17 protein-coding genes are annotated in these 17,568 nt (G+C 51.3%); 10 read left to right on the top strand and 7 right to left on the bottom strand.

What is annotated here, in order from left to right:
• The first annotated feature begins 109 nt into the window (after positions 1-109).
• From ACAW87_RS11390 to ACAW87_RS11360, 7 genes are all read left to right on the top strand, one after another.
• A complete protein-coding gene (locus ACAW87_RS11390) occupies positions 110-736 on the top strand; it encodes an ABC transporter ATP-binding protein (protein ID WP_370723520.1) in 627 nt (208 codons plus the stop codon).
• Positions 733-1,443: a peptidylprolyl isomerase gene (locus ACAW87_RS11385; RefSeq protein WP_370723519.1), complete on the top strand. Its 711-nt coding sequence runs from the start codon at positions 733-735 to the stop codon at positions 1,441-1,443. The genes ACAW87_RS11390 and ACAW87_RS11385 overlap by 4 nt, the downstream gene beginning before the upstream one ends.
• Positions 1,440-2,342: an SDR family oxidoreductase gene (locus tag ACAW87_RS11380; protein ID WP_370723518.1), complete on the top strand. Its 903-nt coding sequence runs from the start codon at positions 1,440-1,442 to the stop codon at positions 2,340-2,342. The genes ACAW87_RS11385 and ACAW87_RS11380 overlap by 4 nt, the downstream gene beginning before the upstream one ends.
• A gap of 10 nt (positions 2,343-2,352) precedes the next feature.
• Positions 2,353-2,988 carry a ribonuclease H1 domain-containing protein gene (locus ACAW87_RS11375; protein ID WP_370723517.1) on the top strand — a complete coding sequence of 212 codons (636 nt, stop codon included), beginning with the start codon at positions 2,353-2,355 and terminating at the stop codon, positions 2,986-2,988.
• 420 nt (positions 2,989-3,408) lie between these two features.
• Entirely contained in the window at positions 3,409-4,563 is a 1,155-nt protein-coding gene (gene galK, locus ACAW87_RS11370; protein ID WP_370723516.1) for a galactokinase, read from the top strand.
• A 153-nt stretch (positions 4,564-4,716) separates the two neighbouring features.
• Positions 4,717-5,376, top strand: coding sequence for a fructose-6-phosphate aldolase (gene fsa, locus ACAW87_RS11365; RefSeq protein WP_370723515.1), 660 nt, complete (start codon positions 4,717-4,719; stop codon positions 5,374-5,376).
• 99 nt (positions 5,377-5,475) lie between these two features.
• Positions 5,476-6,156, top strand: a complete 681-nt coding sequence (locus ACAW87_RS11360) for a cell division ATP-binding protein FtsE (RefSeq protein ID WP_370723514.1) — start codon at positions 5,476-5,478, stop codon at positions 6,154-6,156.
• Between the two features lie 10 nt (positions 6,157-6,166).
• On the opposite strand, the gene ACAW87_RS11355 is transcribed toward ACAW87_RS11360, so the two are convergent.
• The gene (locus ACAW87_RS11355) at positions 6,167-7,279 is read right to left on the bottom strand and encodes a fatty acid desaturase family protein (RefSeq protein WP_370723513.1); all 1,113 of its coding nucleotides are present in this window, start codon (positions 7,277-7,279) and stop codon (positions 6,167-6,169) included.
• Between the two features lie 378 nt (positions 7,280-7,657).
• Between ACAW87_RS11355 and ACAW87_RS11350 the strand changes: the two genes are divergently transcribed.
• The 3 genes from ACAW87_RS11350 (at position 7,658) to ACAW87_RS11340 (ending at position 9,638) form a co-directional block, all read left to right on the top strand.
• Positions 7,658-8,095, top strand: coding sequence for a 6-pyruvoyl trahydropterin synthase family protein (locus ACAW87_RS11350; protein ID WP_370723512.1), 438 nt, complete (start codon positions 7,658-7,660; stop codon positions 8,093-8,095).
• A complete protein-coding gene (folE, locus tag ACAW87_RS11345) occupies positions 8,055-8,813 on the top strand; it encodes a GTP cyclohydrolase I FolE (RefSeq protein ID WP_370723511.1) in 759 nt (252 codons plus the stop codon). Before ACAW87_RS11350 ends, folE begins: the two co-directional genes overlap by 41 nt.
• 120 nt (positions 8,814-8,933) lie before the next feature.
• Positions 8,934-9,638 (top strand): SDR family NAD(P)-dependent oxidoreductase, encoded by a 705-nt coding sequence (locus tag ACAW87_RS11340; RefSeq protein ID WP_370723510.1) that lies wholly within the window; start codon positions 8,934-8,936, stop codon positions 9,636-9,638.
• A 91-nt stretch (positions 9,639-9,729) separates the two neighbouring features.
• On the opposite strand, the gene ACAW87_RS11335 is transcribed toward ACAW87_RS11340, so the two are convergent.
• From ACAW87_RS11335 to ACAW87_RS11310, 6 genes are all read right to left on the bottom strand, one after another.
• Positions 9,730-13,953, bottom strand: coding sequence for a cellulose binding domain-containing protein (locus ACAW87_RS11335; protein ID WP_370723509.1), 4,224 nt, complete (start codon positions 13,951-13,953; stop codon positions 9,730-9,732).
• Between the two features lie 687 nt (positions 13,954-14,640).
• Positions 14,641-15,315 (bottom strand): SCO family protein, encoded by a 675-nt coding sequence (locus ACAW87_RS11330; protein ID WP_370723508.1) that lies wholly within the window; start codon positions 15,313-15,315, stop codon positions 14,641-14,643.
• Positions 15,284-15,883, bottom strand: a complete 600-nt coding sequence (locus ACAW87_RS11325; protein WP_370723507.1) for a toxin-antitoxin system YwqK family antitoxin — start codon at positions 15,881-15,883, stop codon at positions 15,284-15,286. Before ACAW87_RS11325 ends, ACAW87_RS11330 begins: the two co-directional genes overlap by 32 nt.
• Positions 15,855-16,652, bottom strand: coding sequence for a YHYH protein (locus ACAW87_RS11320; RefSeq protein WP_370723506.1), 798 nt, complete (start codon positions 16,650-16,652; stop codon positions 15,855-15,857). Before ACAW87_RS11320 ends, ACAW87_RS11325 begins: the two co-directional genes overlap by 29 nt.
• 43 nt (positions 16,653-16,695) lie before the next feature.
• Positions 16,696-17,253 (bottom strand): periplasmic heavy metal sensor, encoded by a 558-nt coding sequence (locus tag ACAW87_RS11315; protein ID WP_370723505.1) that lies wholly within the window; start codon positions 17,251-17,253, stop codon positions 16,696-16,698.
• Positions 17,232-17,555 (bottom strand): hypothetical protein, encoded by a 324-nt coding sequence (locus ACAW87_RS11310; protein ID WP_370723504.1) that lies wholly within the window; start codon positions 17,553-17,555, stop codon positions 17,232-17,234. The genes ACAW87_RS11315 and ACAW87_RS11310 overlap by 22 nt, the downstream gene beginning before the upstream one ends.
• Positions 17,556-17,568 lie beyond the last annotated feature (13 nt).

The raw sequence follows: 17,568 nt of genomic DNA, 5'->3' as shown, positions 1-17,568 counted from the left end.
ATGTGGGAACTAACCCTGCAAAGGTACGTTCCTGTCCACGTTTTTCGGCCGGGTGATGGTGACAGGTCGATTTCCTCTCTACTTTTGTGGAACGTCTTCACCGGCTTTTATGCTCACAACCCAGCGCCTGACCTTTTCGTATTCGCCCAACAAGCCATTCTCGTTTCCAGATGTACACTGCGCCGATGGCGATGCGCTGTTGATACTGGGACAGTCAGGAACAGGCAAAACCACCTTTCTGCATTTGCTGGCTTTGCTGCTAAAGCCTGAGTCAGGATCGGTGATGATCAACAATACGGAGCTAACGACCCTGTCACCGGCCCAAACGGCCGCTTTTCGGGCAGCTAATGTGGGTATCGTTTACCAGAAGCCTCACTTTGTTAGCTCGCTTTCGGTGATGGACAATCTGTTGCTGGCCAATTATTTGGCCAGCAAAACCCAGGCAAAAGACCGCGCCCGGCAACTGGCCGGTCAGTTGGGCTTCGCCGAACACTTGGATAAAAAGACGAATCAGATGAGTCAGGGTGAGCAGCAGCGTGTAAGCATTGCCCGTGCCATGATGAATCAGCCCGCCGTGATCCTGGCCGATGAACCAACGTCGAGCCTTGATGATGAGAACGCCGACCGGGTCATTGCTCTCCTCCGCGAACAGGCACAGCAAATTGGTGCTAGTCTGATTGTAGTTACCCATGATCAGCGGTTGAAAGACGCTTTTACTAACCGGGTAAATCTGTGAGAAAACTACTGGTACTTCTTGTACTGCTTCCGCTCCTGAGCGTTGGACAGAACAAAAAGAAGAAAGATTATCTGGTGACGTTAACGACTGATTTTGGCGCAATGCGACTGGTGCTTCACGACGAAACGCCTAAGCATAAAGCTAATTTCATCCGGCTTGTCGACAGTTCATATTACGATGGTTTGTTGTTTCACCGCATCATCGAGAAATTTATGATTCAGGGCGGCGATCCCGATTCGCGTACTGCCTTGGCCGGACAGGCGCTGGGCAACGGTGATATTGGCTATCTGGTACCAGCCGAAATAGTGCCTGCCTTATTTCACGGGCGTGGTGCGCTGGGTGCTGCCCGCGACGACCGGCCCGATAAAGCGTCGAGCGCAGTACAATTTTATCTGGTGCAGGGCCGTGTCTGGACTGACGATGACCTGTCTAAACAGATTGAGCGCGCCCGTTCCCGAGCGGCTGATCGCCAGTTTACTGAAGCACAAAAACAGCTATATAAAACTACTGGAGGCTCTCCGCATCTTGATGGTAGCTACACCGTTTTTGGTCAGGTCATTGATGGGCTGGCGGTTATAGACAGTATTGCCAAACAGCCGCGCGACGCTAAAAACCGGCCTCTGTCTGATATGCGGATGCGGATGACAGGCGACTGGGTTAAAAAGAAGAAGATTACCAAACAGTACGGATACACGTATTTACGATGAAGATTCTCATTACCGGTGCTAACGGATTGTTAGGCCAAAAACTGGTTGGGCTGCTGGCTAATCAGCCTGATGTTGATTTAGTGGCTACGGCGCGCGGCACTAACCGCCTCCCTGCAACTGAGGGATATACGTACCTGGCGATGGACATTACTGACCGTCAGCAGGTACTTGATGTAGTTGCGCAGGTACGTCCCGACGCCGTTATTCACGGGGCAGCCATGACCGACGTTGACAAGTGCGAAGTCGACAAAGATGGTTGCTGGGCGCAGAACGTAACGGCTGTTGAGTACATCGTGGAAGCCTGCCGCGCGGTGGGTGCCTTTCTGTGCCATGTCTCAACCGATTTTATTTTCGACGGAGCCGATGGGCCTTACACCGAAGAAGCCGACGGCAATCCGATCAGTTTCTACGGCTGGAGTAAATATGCCGCCGAGAAAGTCGTCATCAACTCAGGCCTTCGTTGGGGCATTGCCCGCACAGTACTTGTCTACGGTATCGCCCACGATATGAGCCGCAGCAATATCATTCTGTGGGTGAAAAAATCGCTGGAAGACGGCAAGACTATCAAAGTGGTGACCGATCAGTTTCGGAGCCCAACCCTGGCCGAAGATCTGGCCGCCGGTTGTACCCTGATTGCAAAGAAACAGGCAACCGGTATCTTCAACATTTCTGGAAAAGAGGTGCTCACGCCCCACGAAATGGCGATTCAAACGGCGGATTATTTCGGCCTCGACAAGTCACTGATCACGGAAGCAACCGCTGCCACGTTTACACAAACCGCCCGTCGTCCACCGCGTACCGGGTTCATCATCGATAAGGCCCGTACTGAACTGGGTTACGAACCGCGCACTTTCGGAGAAGGCATTGCGCTGCTGGCTGCGCAGATTTCAGGCCGGTAGGAGTAGAGGCATGGCCAAAAAGAAACCGAAATATTACGTAGTGTGGCAGGGTCGCGAAACCGGTGTGTTCGACAGTTGGGAGACCTGTAAAAAGCAGGTCGACGGATTTGATAAAGCCCTGTTCAAGTCGTTCGACAGCAAAACCGAGGCCATGAAGGCGTACACCGACAATCCGCGCAGGTACGTCGGTAATAAGCCCAAAACAGCTCCTCAGCTTAAGCTGTCTGATCTGCATCGCCCACCGATCGAGGATAGCGTGGTGGTTGATGCCGCCTGGAACACAGCTACCGGTGATATGGAGTATCAGGGTATTTACCTGCCAACCCGCGAGAAGATTTTCCACCGGGGGCCTTATCATGACGGTACCAACAACATTGGTGAATTTCTGGCGATCGTTCACGCCCTCGCTTTGCTGGATCAGCGGAAGAGCAACCTGCCGATTTACTCCGATTCGCGAACAGCCATCAGTTGGGTGAAAAAACAGAAGGCGAATACCAAACTGGACCCTACGTCGCGCAATGCGGAACTCTTCGAACTGCTCGAACGGGCCGAAACGTGGCTTAAAACACACCGTTTTGCCAATCCGATCTTGAAGTGGGAAACCACCGAATGGGGCGAGAACCCCGCCGATTTCGGGCGAAAATGAGTCGTTATTCCCGTAAATTTGTTTTTGGTTGACAAGATTACGGGAATAATAGCTTGTCGTATTACAGGTTCCATGATAGCCACCCTTGCTGGTAGTTACACCAATGGCCTCTACGTATCAACTTCGTCAGGGAGTAACGGTCTGTGCTGTGGCTGATTTAGTCGATCAGGTAGCCAAATTTTTAAATGAATAATTAGGGTCAATCGCCTGTTTATCACCATTTCAGGCGTTTATCGATCTTTAATCTTCCCGAAATTAGCCAGCGGGCCTTTACAAATCGGTAATAAAGCCCTACGTTTGTACCGGCAAATCGGTGCTACCAGCTCCTGCTGAATCCCCCAGGTCCTGACGGAAGCAAGGGTAGGTGGTCGTAGCGGTGAGACATTCGATTTGCCTTTTTTTTTGCCCTTTCCTCAACTCATGCAGGTTCTCGACACACTCACCTCCACGTTTAGAGGTACGTTCGGCGAAACGCCCACACTCATTCAGTCGCCCGGCCGCGTCAACCTCATCGGAGAACATACCGATTACAACGAGGGCTTTGTTTTGCCCGCCGCCATCGACAAGGCTATTTATCTGGCCGTTGGTCCGCGTCAGGATCAAAAACTTCACTTCGTTTCTGCCGATCTCAACAGTACGTATCAAGGTAAGCTGACCGATTTGCGGCATAGCTCGAAAGGTTGGGTCAACTACTTGTTAGGGGTCGTTGAGCAGGTGCAGCGAGAAACATCTCTTCCCGGTGGTCTGAACGTTGTTTTTGGGGGGACTATTCCCATTGGCGCAGGGCTGTCTTCGTCGGCCGCGCTGGAGAACGGCATCATTGTGGCGCTCAACGAATTGTATACTCTGGGCATGGACCGCGTGCCGATGGCTTTGTTGTCGCAGCGGGCCGAAAACCAGTTTGTGGGTGTACAGTGCGGTATCATGGATCAGTTTGCGTCGATGATGGGCCGTGCCGGGCACGTAATCAAGCTGGATTGCCGGTCGCTCGAGTATGCCTATGCACCGCTGGCAATGGATGGCTTCCGGATTGTACTCTGCGATTCTCGGGTAAAGCATTCACTGGCTTCAACCGAATACAACACGCGCCGGGCCGAATGCGAAGCAGGCGTGGCTATGATTCAGGCGGTGTATGGCGATCAGGTACGTTCGTTGCGCGATGTAACGATGGAGATGCTGAACAAGCACGTTCGGGATCAGGAGTCGTTGCTCTATAAGCGTTGTGCCTATGTGGTACTCGAAAATCAGCGCCTGCTGAACGGTGTGGCCGATCTGGAATCAGGCAATATCGAGGCGTTCGGACAGCGGATGTACGAATCGCACGAGGGCCTTAGTAACTGGTATGAAGTGAGCTGCCCTGAACTCGATGTACTGGAAGATATTGCCCGTGCGCATCCTGGTGTGCTGGGATCACGCATGATGGGCGGCGGTTTTGGTGGTTGCACCATCAACTTGGTTCGTGAAGATGCCCTGGCCGATTTTGAACAGGTTGTTCAACAGAAATACCTCGAACGGACCGGCAAACAAACCCTGATTCACAGTTGCCGGATCGAAAACGGAACGCATGTTCTTTAATATTGAGTCCTCTGTCATCTGTCTTCGGTCCTCTGTTGCGTTGCTAATGGACCTTGTGATAGATTAGCAGCGCAACAGAGGACCGAAGACAGACGACTCAAGTAAAATAAAGAAAGCACTAATTTTGTCTCACACATAAATCCAGTTTTGCACATGAAGTTTTTTATAGATACAGCTAACCTTGCCGATATTCGTGAGGCACAGGATATGGGTATCCTCGACGGGGTAACCACCAACCCTTCATTGATGGCCAAAGAGGGCATCACCGGAAAAGATAATGTCTTGCGCCATTACAAACAGATCTGCGAAATCGTGGAAGGTGATGTAAGCGCAGAGGTGATTGGTACCACGTTCGACGAAATGGTACGCGAAGGGGAAGAATTAGCTGAACTCGATGATAACATCGTTGTGAAAATTCCAATGACTCGGGATGGCGTGAAAGCCCTGAAATATTTCTCGGAAAAAGGCGTTCGCACCAACTGTACGCTGATCTTTTCGGCTGGTCAGGCACTGTTAGCCGCTAAAGCGGGTGCTTCATATGTATCACCGTTCGTTGGTCGTCTGGATGATATTTCGACCGACGGTATTGAATTGATCGAGCAGATTGTAACGATCTACCGTAACTACGGTTATACGACTGAAGTGCTTGCCGCCTCAATTCGTCACCCAATGCACGTGATTCAGTGCGCTGAAATCGGAGCCGATGTAATGACCGGTCCTCTGAGCGTAATGACCGCTTTACTCAATCACCCCCTGACCGATATTGGCCTCGCCAAATTCCTGGCCGACCACAAAAAGGCGGGAACAATGTAATTTACGAATTACGAGTTACGAATTATGATTTGAGTGCGCTAGCTTATTGGAAGGTAGTAACAAATCGTAATTCGTAACTCGTAAATCATAATTCAGACCATGTTCAACTCCGATCCCGTTCTTTCGCTGTATCAGGCTGATATTTATCAGGGTACCAAACTCGTGTTAGGCGATGTATCTTTTGATATTTATAAAGGCGAATTCGTGTACCTGATTGGTCGAACAGGCAGCGGTAAATCGTCGTTGCTGAAAACCATGTATGCGGATTTGTGGCTACAGCAGGGTAAGGGAAAAGTAGCCGGATTTGCGCTGGATAAGCTTAAACCAACCGATGTGCCGTTTCTGCGGCGTAAAATCGGGATTGTTTTCCAGGACTTTCAGCTCTTTTTCGATCGGAATGTGGAAGAGAACCTGAAGTTTGTATTGCGGGCCACCGGGTGGACGGATAAGACGAAGATGAGCAATCGTATTTCGGAAGTGCTCATGCAGGTAGGTATGGGTACGCACCAAAAGCGAATGCCACACCAATTATCGGGTGGTGAACAGCAGCGGATCGTTATTGCCCGTGCCATGCTCAATGAACCCCTGATGTTGATCGCCGATGAGCCAACGGGTAACCTGGATCCCGGCGTAGCCGATCAGATCATGGCCGTTTTCAAACAAATCAACAATGCCGGGACTGCCATTTTGATGGCTACCCATAATTACGACCTGATCCACAAATTTCCTGGACGTACGCTGCGTTGCCAGGATGGGCAGGTTATTGAGTTGCATGGCTAAGAAGCCTTGCTTATACTACCGCCGGAGCACTACCCATCCGTTTTAGTACCTGATAATGAGAGGTCAACGCCGAGAAAAACGTTGGATTTTCCAGGTATGGCAGATCATATTCCCTAGCCGTTTGTTTCACAATATCGGCAATGGCAGGATAATGAATATGACAGATTCGCGGAAACAAATGGTGTTCGATTTGCCGGTTTAGTCCACCACAGAAGAACGTAGCCAGTTTACTTTTTGGAGAAAAATTAGCGGTGGTCTGCATTTGATGTGCGGCCCAGGCTTCTTCAATGGTATTGAGGGAAGTAGGTACAGGAAACGAAGTACCCTCTACAACGTGAGCTAGCTGAAAGACTAAACCGAGTACTATGCCTTCGGCTACATGCATCACCACAAAGCCCAAAAGGATCTTCCACCAGCTAAGCTCAACGAATACCAGCGGTATCACAATGAACGCGATGTAATAGGCGCCTTTGTATAAAAACAGATTGATGTACTCGCGACGGGGATGATTGGTGTTGTTATGCTGCCCAATCTTTTTCTTGAAAAACTTGATATAGTCTTTTCTGAATACCCACGATAGCGAAGCAAGGCCATAGAGAGGAAACGCATAGAGATGCTGAAACCGTTGCCAGGGTCGGTACGGCTCGTCGGCATCGAGGCGAACAAGGCCGGGGGCTACTTCAATGTCTTCGTCGTGGCCGGGAATGTTGGTATACGTATGGTGCACGACATTGTGCATAATACGCCACAGATATGGACTGGCACCTATCAGACAAAAACTGCGTCCAAGAATCCGGTTTAATCGGGTGTTGCTGGTAAACGCGTCGTGCAATGCATCGTGCGATACGTTGAAACCAATAAAAGCGGCGAAGAGACCCAATAGGGTAACCATACCCAACATGACGAGCTCGCCAAACTGATTCGACAGGATAAGACCGTACAGAACGAGGTAGGTGACCAGGAAGAAGACGGTTTTTAACCACATGGCATTATTCGCGTGAGTCGATAGTTGACGGTCGGTAAAGTAGACGTCGACTCGACTACGGACGGTAGCGAAAAAGTCTGTTCGTTTAACTGGAATAAATTTTAGACCCGCGAGAGACTTATTAGGATTATTTATCATTTAAGTTAATCTATAGGTTTGATAGTTTAATATATTTTTGACAGAACATCAATCAGTAAGCTTAAGTTACAGCTACGTTTTTTACAGGGTCAGCGATTCACTGTCAGCGTGTCGTGTGGCTTAGGTAGTGAGCAGTTACTTACGTGGGAACAAACACCCGTATTTCACCGTTAATAGGCAGGAATGAAGAACTTGTTTTGTTTAGTCTTTTACGTAAAAAGTTGAACAAAAAAGCCTTCTCTGCGGTTAGTATATTAACCATAGCACTCCTCCGGGCGTAGCGTTAAATCGCTGAATACCAACGCACTTAGGTCTGCCTGTGTTGTACACAAACTTTGTAACGACAGGTTGGATCATTGATTTGATTCATAACTACACATGACGGAAAATTCCGGGGAAAACACCCCCCGCGTAGCTGTGTTTCGTAAAGAACACTTTAACGCCGCCCATCGTCTGAACAACCCGAATTGGTCAGATGAGAAAAATGCCCGTGTATACGGAAAATGTAATAATTTAAATTATCACGGCCACAATTATGACCTGATTGTTCAGGTTATTGGCCCGATCGACGCTGAAACGGGGTACGTCATTGACATGAAACACCTCGGTGACTTGATTAAGCTGCACGTCACTGATCGGTTCGACCACAAAAACCTGAACCTGGATACCGATGAATTTCGGGACCTTAACCCCTCAGCAGAGAATATTGCCATCACCATTTACAACATACTAAGAACCCAACTAGAGCCAACGCTCGACTTGAAAATTCGTCTTTATGAAACCGAACGGAACTTCGTTGAATATCCCGTCTTATGACGCCCTGTCAACTAATGGCATTCACTTGAACGGTAATGGCCATAACCACGGCCTGACCGATGAACTGGTGGACGACATGGGAGACAACCACGCCAGTGCGAACCTCGATACGCCCTTGCGTGACGATGCGTTCGATCTGGACGATAGCTTAAAAATTGATCTTATTGAAGCCCATTTCCGGGAGATAATGACCATTCTGGGTCTCGATCTGACCGACGATAGTCTGAAAGGTACCCCGCGTCGGGTGGCCAAAATGTACGTGAACGAAACGTTCAAAGGGCTTAACCCAGCTAATAAGCCCAGCACTACATTGTTTGAAAACAAGTATCAGTACAATCAAATGCTGGTTGAACGGGATATTACGGTACAGTCATACTGCGAGCACCATTTCGTGCCCATCATGGGTAAAGCGCACGTTGCGTATATCTCAAGCGGTAAAGTAATTGGTCTATCGAAATTGAACCGGATTGTGCAGCACTTTGCCAAACGGCCACAGGTGCAGGAACGTCTGACCATGCAGATCGCCGATGAACTGAAAAAGGCATTGCAAACCGAAGACGTAGCCGTCATTATTGATGCCGCTCACCTTTGCGTCTCTACACGTGGGGTAAACGATACCGCCAGTTCAACCCTGACGGCGGCCTACAGCGGTAAGTTCGACGAAGAAGCCACCCGCCAGGAATTCCTGAAGTATGTGGGCATGAAACCAACAATGTAATGGAGTTCAAGGTTTAATGTCTAAGGTCCAATGTAGCGTTGCTATCCAACCACTGGTTTGGTGGGCAGCGCCACATTGGACCTTAGACATTGAACCTTGAACCTAACAAAAACGCACTTTATGCAAGGCAAGAATATTTTGATCATCGGAGCCAGTTCGGGCATAGGCCATGCACTGGCTCTTTCATTACAGGCTCAGGGAGCCACGCTGTTTACGGCTGGCCGTCGGCAACCCGAAGGCATCACCTGTACGCACATGGAGTGGGATGTAAACAACCCTGCTGCCGATGCACTCAACCAATTACCCGAAGAGTTACACGGGCTGGTTTATGCGCCCGGCACCATCAATCTGAAGCCGTTTCAGCGATTACAGCCTGCTGACTATCAGGCTGATTTGCAAGTGAACGTGCTGGGTGCTATCTCGGCAATTCATGCCACCCTGGCTTCGCTCAAAAAGTCGAAAGGGGCCAGTATCGTGCTGTTTAGTACGGTAGCTGCCAAACTGGGCATGGGTTTGCATTCATCAGTTTCGGTGGCTAAATCAGCCGTAGAGGGATTGACTAAATCACTGGCAGCTGAGTTTGCCCCGTTTAACATTCGGGTCAACGCCGTGGCACCTTCGCTGACCGATACACCGCTGGCCGAATCGAAAGGGTTGCTGGGTACGCCCGAAAAACGCGAAGCAGCTGATAAGCGTCACCCTCTTAACCGGGTAGGTACACCGGAAGATATTGCCGGTATGGCAGCGTACCTGCTGGGCGATCAGGCATCGTGGATCACCGGTCAGATTATTGGTATCGACGGTGGTATGGGTAGCTTGAAATAGTTTCTTCGGGAAGCTTCACACGTCAAGTCAAGTCACACAAAAAAGGGGCAACCGGATATCCGGTTGCCCCTTTTTTGTACGTGTTGATTAATTAAGGCCGAACCACTTTTACGGTTTTGACCTGCGTTGGCGTGCTCACGCGAAGCAGTAATACACCGGCTGGCTGACCGCTCAACGAGAATGTTTGCCGATCTGTAGCCGTCGCCTGGTCAATCTGGCGATTTGTAATTACGCGGCCATTCAGATCGGTCAAGACATACCGGAGGGGTTGACCCAGTGCACCGGTTACCTCTACCTGGGCGTCGCCTTGAACGGGGTTACCCAGCAGTTGAACCGTCAGTTCAGGCATTGGCTCGGCCTCAACCGCGCGGCGGGCAGCACCGGTTGCCGGCTCTGTACCCCAAACTCGCTCGTTGCCTACATACACGACTACCCGACCGTTTTCGCTTAAGCTTTCCGGGCGTTCCTGATAAGAATGATCATTGGTTTGGTTGAAACGACCGCCATTTGGTTTGGTGATGCGATATCTGATGAGCCCCGTGTTGCTCAGCGGCGATAGTTGACCCAGGTTGGTAAAGCTCAATTCCAGGTACGTATCGGCATTGACAAGCGGATTAGGCAGACTAACCAATTGAGCCTTTACATTGCCCGCACCCAACGTGGTGAAGTCCAGCTCAAATTTCAGGGGCTGTGGACCGTCGGCAGTGAAATAGTAGCGGATTTTTACGTCGCTGTAGTTCACTGGCAGGTTCCCCTCGTTGCGTACGGTCAGGTATGTGCTGATCTGGGTTGCCGATGGGCCGTTCTTACTCTCGGTAAGTGCCCGTAGCTGACGTACCGGCGTTACCAGTGCTGGCTCCTGACCGGCGATTAGCACACCGTCATAGTAGGCCGTGATGCGTGGATTGGCTACCAGTCGGTCGCGTACGGTGGCGTACGAGTAATCGTCGAGTTCGTTGAGGCCGGAGTAGTCTGCCTTGGCAATGTAACTCTGAATGGCACCTGTGTTAGCACCCGGAGCCAGACTGCCTGCGGCGGGCGTAAAGCTGTACTCAACGTACCCAAACGCACCCTGGCGAGGTTGTTCCAGTGGAACATAAAGCAGTCTGACGTTAGACGCACCTAACTGCGCATAGCGTACCGAGAGATTAGTCAGGGGAGAGGCGTCTTCCACCGTCAGGTAATAACGCAATGTTAGCGGAGCCAGCGGAATGGCTTCTGTGCCTTGGTTAACGAGTTGCAACACAGGCTGTATGGCGTTGTTGTTGGCGTAATTGTCAACATCACGGTGTAGCACTTGTAGCTGAAGAGCGGTTACTGTAACACTCACGGTCGTTGAGGTGGTCTGGCTGCGTGGTGCTGTTGCATCACCCGCGATAACGGTAAACGTTTGCACACCGGCCGGTATCCCTGAAACCGTAGCTGTGTTGCCGTTGGGCGTAATGGTACCCGGTCCAACAAAGGTGAAGCTGTACGGCGTGGTACCTCCCGATACCGTCGCCGATAACGTGGTTGTACCCGTTGTAAGTAGCTGCGAAGGCGTGGCTGTGGCCGAGAGTACGATGGGTGTAGCGATATTGAAGCGGGCTACGCTTGGATCGTGATCGCTGTCTGGATCGATGAACTCGGCGTTGATATGCACCACGTCGTACTGATCCAGCTTGCTCAGCAGGTTGTTGCTCACCAGAATGTGGTCGATGGCCTGTGAGTTGCCTTCAAAAATATATGTGTAACGTTCATTGGCGGGCAACGTTTCGATCAACACATTCAGCGGAGCTGCCTTCAGAATGTTCAGCGGACCCGAAAACTCAAAGTCATTTAAGTCGCCCAGTACGATCACGTTGGCGTTGGCATCAACGGCCAGAATGCTCTGTACAAAGTTGCGGACAACCGTGGCCTGCTCGCGGCGTTGTGGCTCGCTTAGCAGTCGGGCGGGTTGGTTAACACCGAACAACTCTTCGTCAGGAATTTTCGAGCTAAAGTGATTGCCAATGATGAATACCGGCTGACCGTTGAACATGAACTCAGCTACCAGTGGTTTGCGGCTGTTACTGGCCGGGCCTGAACCATCATTATTGATGAAGGCAGGGTTGGTTGGATCAACGCGGCCGGGGTTGAGGGATAGTTGCGGAACACCATTTACGTTGTTAACCGTGGTAGCGGCCGTTGCTGTACCACCCGGACGATCGACAAACGATACCCGGTTAGCATTGAACAGGAAGCCCACGCGGATATTACCTCCAGCCTGACCGCCATCCTGGTTATTTTCCGGGTCGATCTGGCGGAACTGGTAGGTTGGCCCACCGGCATTGGTGATGGCTGAGATCAGCAGGTTGTAGGTCGTGGTGGCATCTACCACGCCGTTATTCGTTGCGCCGTTGTTGTCCTGAATTTCTTCCAGCAACAGAATATCGGGCGCTTTCAGGTTGGTGACGATCCGGCTGGCCAGGTTGTTAAACTTGGTCGCGTTGTCATTTGGCGACAGGTTCTCCACGTTAAATGTCGATACCGTCAACTGACTGGCGGTTCCTGCCAGCGTAGTAATTTCTTTGGTAAGACCGTTTGAAATAACCGTTGGAGCTGAGGTAACCAGTACTTCGTAGTTACCGGCCACCCAGTTTACAATACCCGTGATCGTGCTCAGTTGCGCACCCGTGTTGACGGTTGGCGTTGAATAGCCACCGCTTGGAGGATTCAGCATCGTATCATCGATCTGGATGCGTTCGGGGTTGTAGTCATTGGCGCTTATGATGACGCCGCCACGTGCAGACTTGATGGTTGCGTTGGCACCGTTGTCGGCAACTACCCAGATTTCACCGGCACCAGCGCCCGATCGTACGGTTGGGCTTGTAGCCACGGGATTATTAACCTGCACCAGCATGGCTTCCAGGCTTTCGTAGAAATCGATACCGTCGGTTGCCGGATCAAATGCCAGGTTACCCGTCTCCACGTTGCCCGTCTCATCTTCGATGATTGTGTTCGGAATCGTGCGACCGCCATTGCCGAGTACTGTGGCGGCGGGCAGTGCATTGCCGGTTGATACGGTGACTACGGTTGGCGTCTGAATCTGGGTAATTGTCAGGTTGTTGGTGCCAGCGTTACCTCCCGTGCGAAATTCAGCGATTGAACCACTTACCAGTACTGACGTACCCACCGCCACGGCAGGGGCAGAGCTGGTGAAGACGAAGATGCCTTCTGAGGTGCGGTCATCGTTGTCGGGGTTCGGATCCTGCATGTAGAATCCGTTGGTGCGTAATCCCGTAACAATGCCAGGTACGTTGTTCACTACCTGTCCAAGTAAAGGCGAAATGTGGGCTGCTCCCTGAATATCGTGAATGCGTTGACTGGGCGTGATCTCGTCGTCGGCGATGATAGCCGTGGCCGTTGCTGAACCGATGGTATAGGCTGCGTCGGTCGAAACGGTCAGACTAATCGTTTCGTTGGCATCAATAACCGCATCATCTACCGGTGTGAGGGTAAGCGTAACCGACGATTGACCGATCGGAATGATAGCCACGCCGCTCAGGGCGGGGGTGTAGTCGGTGCCATTGGTGGCTGTGCCGCCTACGGCATAGTTCACGGTAAGGGCTGCGTCGGTACTGCCACTGCGTGAGAGGGTGAACACGATGGGGTCCGTGCCCGCTTCAGCGCCATTGGCATCCGTAGCCACGATAGACACAGAGGGGAGCGTTGGTGTGCCACCCCCGCCACAAGAGATTGTGTGGCTGCCAAACCCGTCGAATGTATTCACCGCGAAACCATCCCATTCTATAGCCGGGTCAAAGGCATCAGCCGGGTTGATGTCGCCCGAGCAGAAGGCAGCTTTTCGGCGAAGCGTGTTATCAGAGGTCGATGTTAGGCCCGTTCCCCATTCGCTACCAGGATCGACGCCAATCTGACCGATAGCGTCGATGATAGTGCCCGACGTGCCGCCTTTTCGCAGAATAATCGCATCGTCGCCGTTGAAGTTAATAACATTGCTATTAAGCTGATTAGCTACAGCCGTAATGCTTACCGCCGCCGACGGATGGGCAACCACATAGGTGCCTCCTGAGGCAATGGTGCCTGTCAGGCTAAGTGACGAACTAGTCAAAGCACCGTTGAAATAGGTCTGAATCACATACTGACCGGTGCTTAGATCAATAGCGGAGCCGGTGCCATTGTAGATTTCAAGGGCTTTATTGAAGCTGGTTCCCTCAGTGTATTCGGAGAAAAACAGATCGGTTGGGGACTGTGCCCGTACCCAGTTCGGCGTCATGCAAAGCATGAGTAGCCCGAGCCAGGCGTAAAAAACGCGCTGTAGAGATGAAGTCATGAAAATGTTGGTATAAGTTTTACAGCAGCAAAGCTACTACGTCTATTAGATACATAGTGTTAGTTGATTGTTAACTTATGCCTTTCGACTTCTTTATGGTAAAAGATTGGTTGTATGAACAGACCGAGGTGTTTAGCCGGTAGACCTTTCACAGAGAAAAGTCGGTAGTTATGGCAAGCGATGATTTCAACAGCAGTCCGACGTTTTGAATTTGTCTTTGTGTGGGTTTTAATCCTTCCCATAACGCATGCTTCGCCCCGCTGGGGCTCGTGTTCTCTTTGCGCATATTGGGTACTACCGATGCTTCGCCCCGCTGGGGCTGCTCGTTATTTCTGCAATGGCATCTGCTACCGATGCTTCGCCCCGCTGGAGCTGCTCTTTATTTCTGCAATGGCATTTGCGACCGACGCACGTCCCGCTAGGGCTACTAGTTGTTTCTGCAATGACGTCTTGCTACTAATGCTTCGCCCTGCTGAGGCTGCTCGTTATTTCTGAATGGCGTTTGCTAACGATGTGCGCTCCGCTGGGGTTGCAAACTCAACCGTAGACAAAGCGGGTGACGCTCACTTATCAGGCCCAGCGGGCCGAAGCATCGGTAGCACCAAGATGCTACGTCCGCCGAGTTAGCCCCAGAGGGGCGTAGCATGCGTTTTGTGGCGGCTCCCGATGCGGTCACTGTTAATCCTGTCAAGAACCAGTACCCAGCAAAGCGCGGATGTCAACGATCAGTTTGTCGATCTCCAGCGGTTGGGTGCCGTTGTATACGCCGCGAATCCGGCGATTCTGGTCGACGAGGATGAGGTGTTCGGTATGAAGAAACTCGGTTGAGTCGCGGGTAAAGCCGATGGCTTCTTCGGCGAAATACGACTTACGCGCCAGGTCATAAATCTGTCCGCGTGGCCCGGTCAGCAGATGCCATTTACCCGGAATGACGCCTTTTGTGGCGGCATACCGGGCAAGGCGGGGAACCGAATCGAGCCAGGGAGTAACGCTAAAAGACAAGAGCGCTACGTCGCGGTTGGTCTGGAACGTGTCCTGCACGGTTTTGAGCAGGTTCGTCATTTTCGGACAAACTGTTGGGCACGATGTAAAGAAGAAATTAGCGACGTAGACTTTACCCGCTACTGTTTTGGGCGAAATCAGTTCGTTGACCTGATTTCGAAATGAAAAATCGGCGATCCGGTGTGTGATCTGCTTGTCAATTTCGGTTGCACTGTTGAGCCAAACCGGCGTAAAGTCGGGTGTGTTGTAATACGGAACCGACTCAGCGGCTGACGTACCCGGTTTTTCCTGACAGGCATTTAGCACGGCCAGTGAGGCAATGAGCAGACTATAGCGCAACAGTGACTGAATCCCAGACATTGACGCAGTTTTTAACTCCGGTGAATCCATACGTGCGACCCTCGCGAACGGTGTAATTGGCTTTCAACGTGCCATCGTCAAACCATTGTTTCTGTGGTCCGTTTTCGTGGCCATCGTGGTAGGTTCCATCCAGGGCAGACTGTCCGTTGGCGTACCATTCTTTCCTACTGCCTTCATAGACGTCGTTCTGGAAGTGGGTAACAAACAAAGGCTTACCCGATTCATGCCAGCCGCGTTGTTCACCTTCCTGCCAACCGTTTCGGTAATGCCTGACCTCTTTCAATTGCCTGTTTGGGTACCAATGCTGATGAATCCCTTCGGCCTTTCCGGTCAGGTACGAACCAGTGAAAAGGGTATCGCCTGAGCGGCTGCATTGATACTGCCACCCACTGAACGGTTCGTTGTTCAACCACAGCTTTCCCTCGCGCTGTTGCCAGCCGGGGCTATCTGCCGAGACGTGCCTGTTGGGAATAGCTGACCCTGATTCTGGCCTAGACTGGCAGCAGAACAGGACCAGCATAAGCCCAAACAAACCCCATTTACTGCGTAACTGTACCCGATTTGCCATAAAAGCCACTGCCATTAATGTACGGATCTTCGGCCGTGATGTGGTAATGATAAATCCCGTTCGGATAATCGGCCGTTGCGCCGGTATGTCCGTGATACTTGTCGAGGTCGGCGTTGGTGATGGTTTTACCATTTTCCTTGGGGCCGTATACCGGGAAACCATCAAGGAGGAAGCCGAGCAGGGCCTCTTTCCCTTTGGCGGCCGTCAGGTACGTTGGTTCGACGTGGTAGTGGTATTGTCCCTGCTGCTGAGGATGGCCCTCATACTGATCAAATCCATTGATTTCGTTGGTGAGGGGTGCTCCCATAGCCGCGTATTGGTTATAGAAGGCAACGCCATTTAGCGACACGCCAATGGCCCCCATCGGCGTGGCCGAATGAGCCGCATCGACAGCCGGGTTCATGGGAATTTTAAACGTCAGGTTCACTTCTTTAATCCGGTTCGGGTTAACCGAGAACCGGGTGTTACTGCCGTCATAGGCGGCGTACAGGGTGCTTTCCCACTGCGTTCCCTGGTAATACGGACTCTTATGATCGGGCCGGCCTTTGGTTTTAATGACAATGTTGGCTCCTTCCACGTAAATTTCGGTGGCTCCGTATAGCTTTTTGTACACATCGGGAACGCCCGTGCCAATCGTCGTGGTCGTGCTCGTTGTACCCGACGTATCGGGGGTGACAGTGTCTGTTGTGGTTTTGCAGGCAACAAAAGTCAGGAACCCGGCAACGAGTGTTAGGCCGCTGACGGCAGATATCATCTGGAAGTGCTTCATCGGATTGGTAGTTTCTTACTTAGACGATAGTGCCCGCGAATTCCTACGGGTGTGCTGGCAAATTTTTAGGCACGTTACCTAAATCATGATTGGGCGGTCCTTCAGGAGGGCCATCATGTGGTGGGTGGTGCGGTCGTTGCTGCTTGCCAAAAAGTTGACTCAGTTCGCTGACCAGTTTCCTGAAATTAGCCTGTTGTTCGGGGCGGCAAAGCGCTTTTATGTCGTCGAAATGACTGAAATTCAGCTGCGCCTGTGCCTGCTGATTTTGCCCAATCTGCCGGCTTAACGAAGTGGCCTGTTCACTGTCGGGCTTTTCTGCGTCAAGCAGACTGTAGTAGGCCTGATGAAGCAAAATCGACTGTTGTGTCAGTACACGTGTTTGTTGCTGATGTGCCCTGATGAGGTGTCGGTATTGCTCCTGTTGACCGGCATCGAATTGGAGTCGCTCGATGATGATACGGGATGGGCCCTCACCCGGGCGAGAGTCACCCAGACCATCACGACGCAGTATGCCGGGCCGAAATACCAGAAACCCGATGGTGATCAGGTTTAATAACAACAAGCCAATGACGGCGATCGTCAGTAATTTTGTTCGTTCCATACGTCATACAATTGGTTGCCTGCCGGATATAATTGCATCTCGGAAATGACGGTATTTAACTCGCCGTTGGTCGTATTGCGCTGCCCGGAAAAACCGGTAATGAGTTGCCAGTTCAGTAAAGCCAGTACGGCAAACGAAGCGGTCACCACCCAAACAAGCCGGGTGGGTACGTAGGCCGGGGAAGGTTCGACAGTTAATCGACTACGAATTTTGGCGAACAAAAAAGGGTTCGGTTCTGTCCTGTTCAGTCCGTCGAGACTACTCATTACATCATTGATCCAGTTATCTTTTTCAGATTCCATAATAGATTAGACG

Source organism: Fibrella aquatica, from assembly GCF_041321135.1.
GTDB classification, from domain to species: domain Bacteria; phylum Bacteroidota; class Bacteroidia; order Cytophagales; family Spirosomataceae; genus Fibrella; species Fibrella aquatica.
Note: the sequence above shows the minus strand (reverse complement) of the source record. Positions and strands in the feature narration are given on the sequence as shown.

Bases quoted from the DNA above. Each gene is read 5' to 3' on its own strand.
- ACAW87_RS11390 (WP_370723520.1), top strand. From the start codon at position 110: ATGCTCACAACCCAGCGCCTGACCTTTTCGTATTCGCCCAACAAGCCA.
- ACAW87_RS11380 (WP_370723518.1), top strand. From the start codon at position 1,440: ATGAAGATTCTCATTACCGGTGCTAACGGATTGTTAGGCCAAAAACTG.
- ACAW87_RS11375 (WP_370723517.1), top strand. From the start codon at position 2,353: ATGGCCAAAAAGAAACCGAAATATTACGTAGTGTGGCAGGGTCGCGAA.
- galK (WP_370723516.1), top strand. From the start codon at position 3,409: ATGCAGGTTCTCGACACACTCACCTCCACGTTTAGAGGTACGTTCGGC.
- fsa (WP_370723515.1), top strand. From the start codon at position 4,717: ATGAAGTTTTTTATAGATACAGCTAACCTTGCCGATATTCGTGAGGCA.
- ACAW87_RS11360 (WP_370723514.1), top strand. From the start codon at position 5,476: ATGTTCAACTCCGATCCCGTTCTTTCGCTGTATCAGGCTGATATTTAT.
- ACAW87_RS11355 (WP_370723513.1), bottom strand. From the start codon at position 7,279: ATGATAAATAATCCTAATAAGTCTCTCGCGGGTCTAAAATTTATTCCA.
- ACAW87_RS11350 (WP_370723512.1), top strand. From the start codon at position 7,658: ATGACGGAAAATTCCGGGGAAAACACCCCCCGCGTAGCTGTGTTTCGT.
- folE (WP_370723511.1), top strand. From the start codon at position 8,055: ATGAAACCGAACGGAACTTCGTTGAATATCCCGTCTTATGACGCCCTG.
- ACAW87_RS11340 (WP_370723510.1), top strand. From the start codon at position 8,934: ATGCAAGGCAAGAATATTTTGATCATCGGAGCCAGTTCGGGCATAGGC.
- ACAW87_RS11335 (WP_370723509.1), bottom strand. From the start codon at position 13,953: ATGACTTCATCTCTACAGCGCGTTTTTTACGCCTGGCTCGGGCTACTC.
- ACAW87_RS11330 (WP_370723508.1), bottom strand. From the start codon at position 15,315: ATGTCTGGGATTCAGTCACTGTTGCGCTATAGTCTGCTCATTGCCTCA.
- ACAW87_RS11325 (WP_370723507.1), bottom strand. From the start codon at position 15,883: ATGGCAAATCGGGTACAGTTACGCAGTAAATGGGGTTTGTTTGGGCTT.
- ACAW87_RS11320 (WP_370723506.1), bottom strand. From the start codon at position 16,652: ATGAAGCACTTCCAGATGATATCTGCCGTCAGCGGCCTAACACTCGTT.
- ACAW87_RS11315 (WP_370723505.1), bottom strand. From the start codon at position 17,253: ATGGAACGAACAAAATTACTGACGATCGCCGTCATTGGCTTGTTGTTA.
- ACAW87_RS11310 (WP_370723504.1), bottom strand. From the start codon at position 17,555: ATGGAATCTGAAAAAGATAACTGGATCAATGATGTAATGAGTAGTCTC.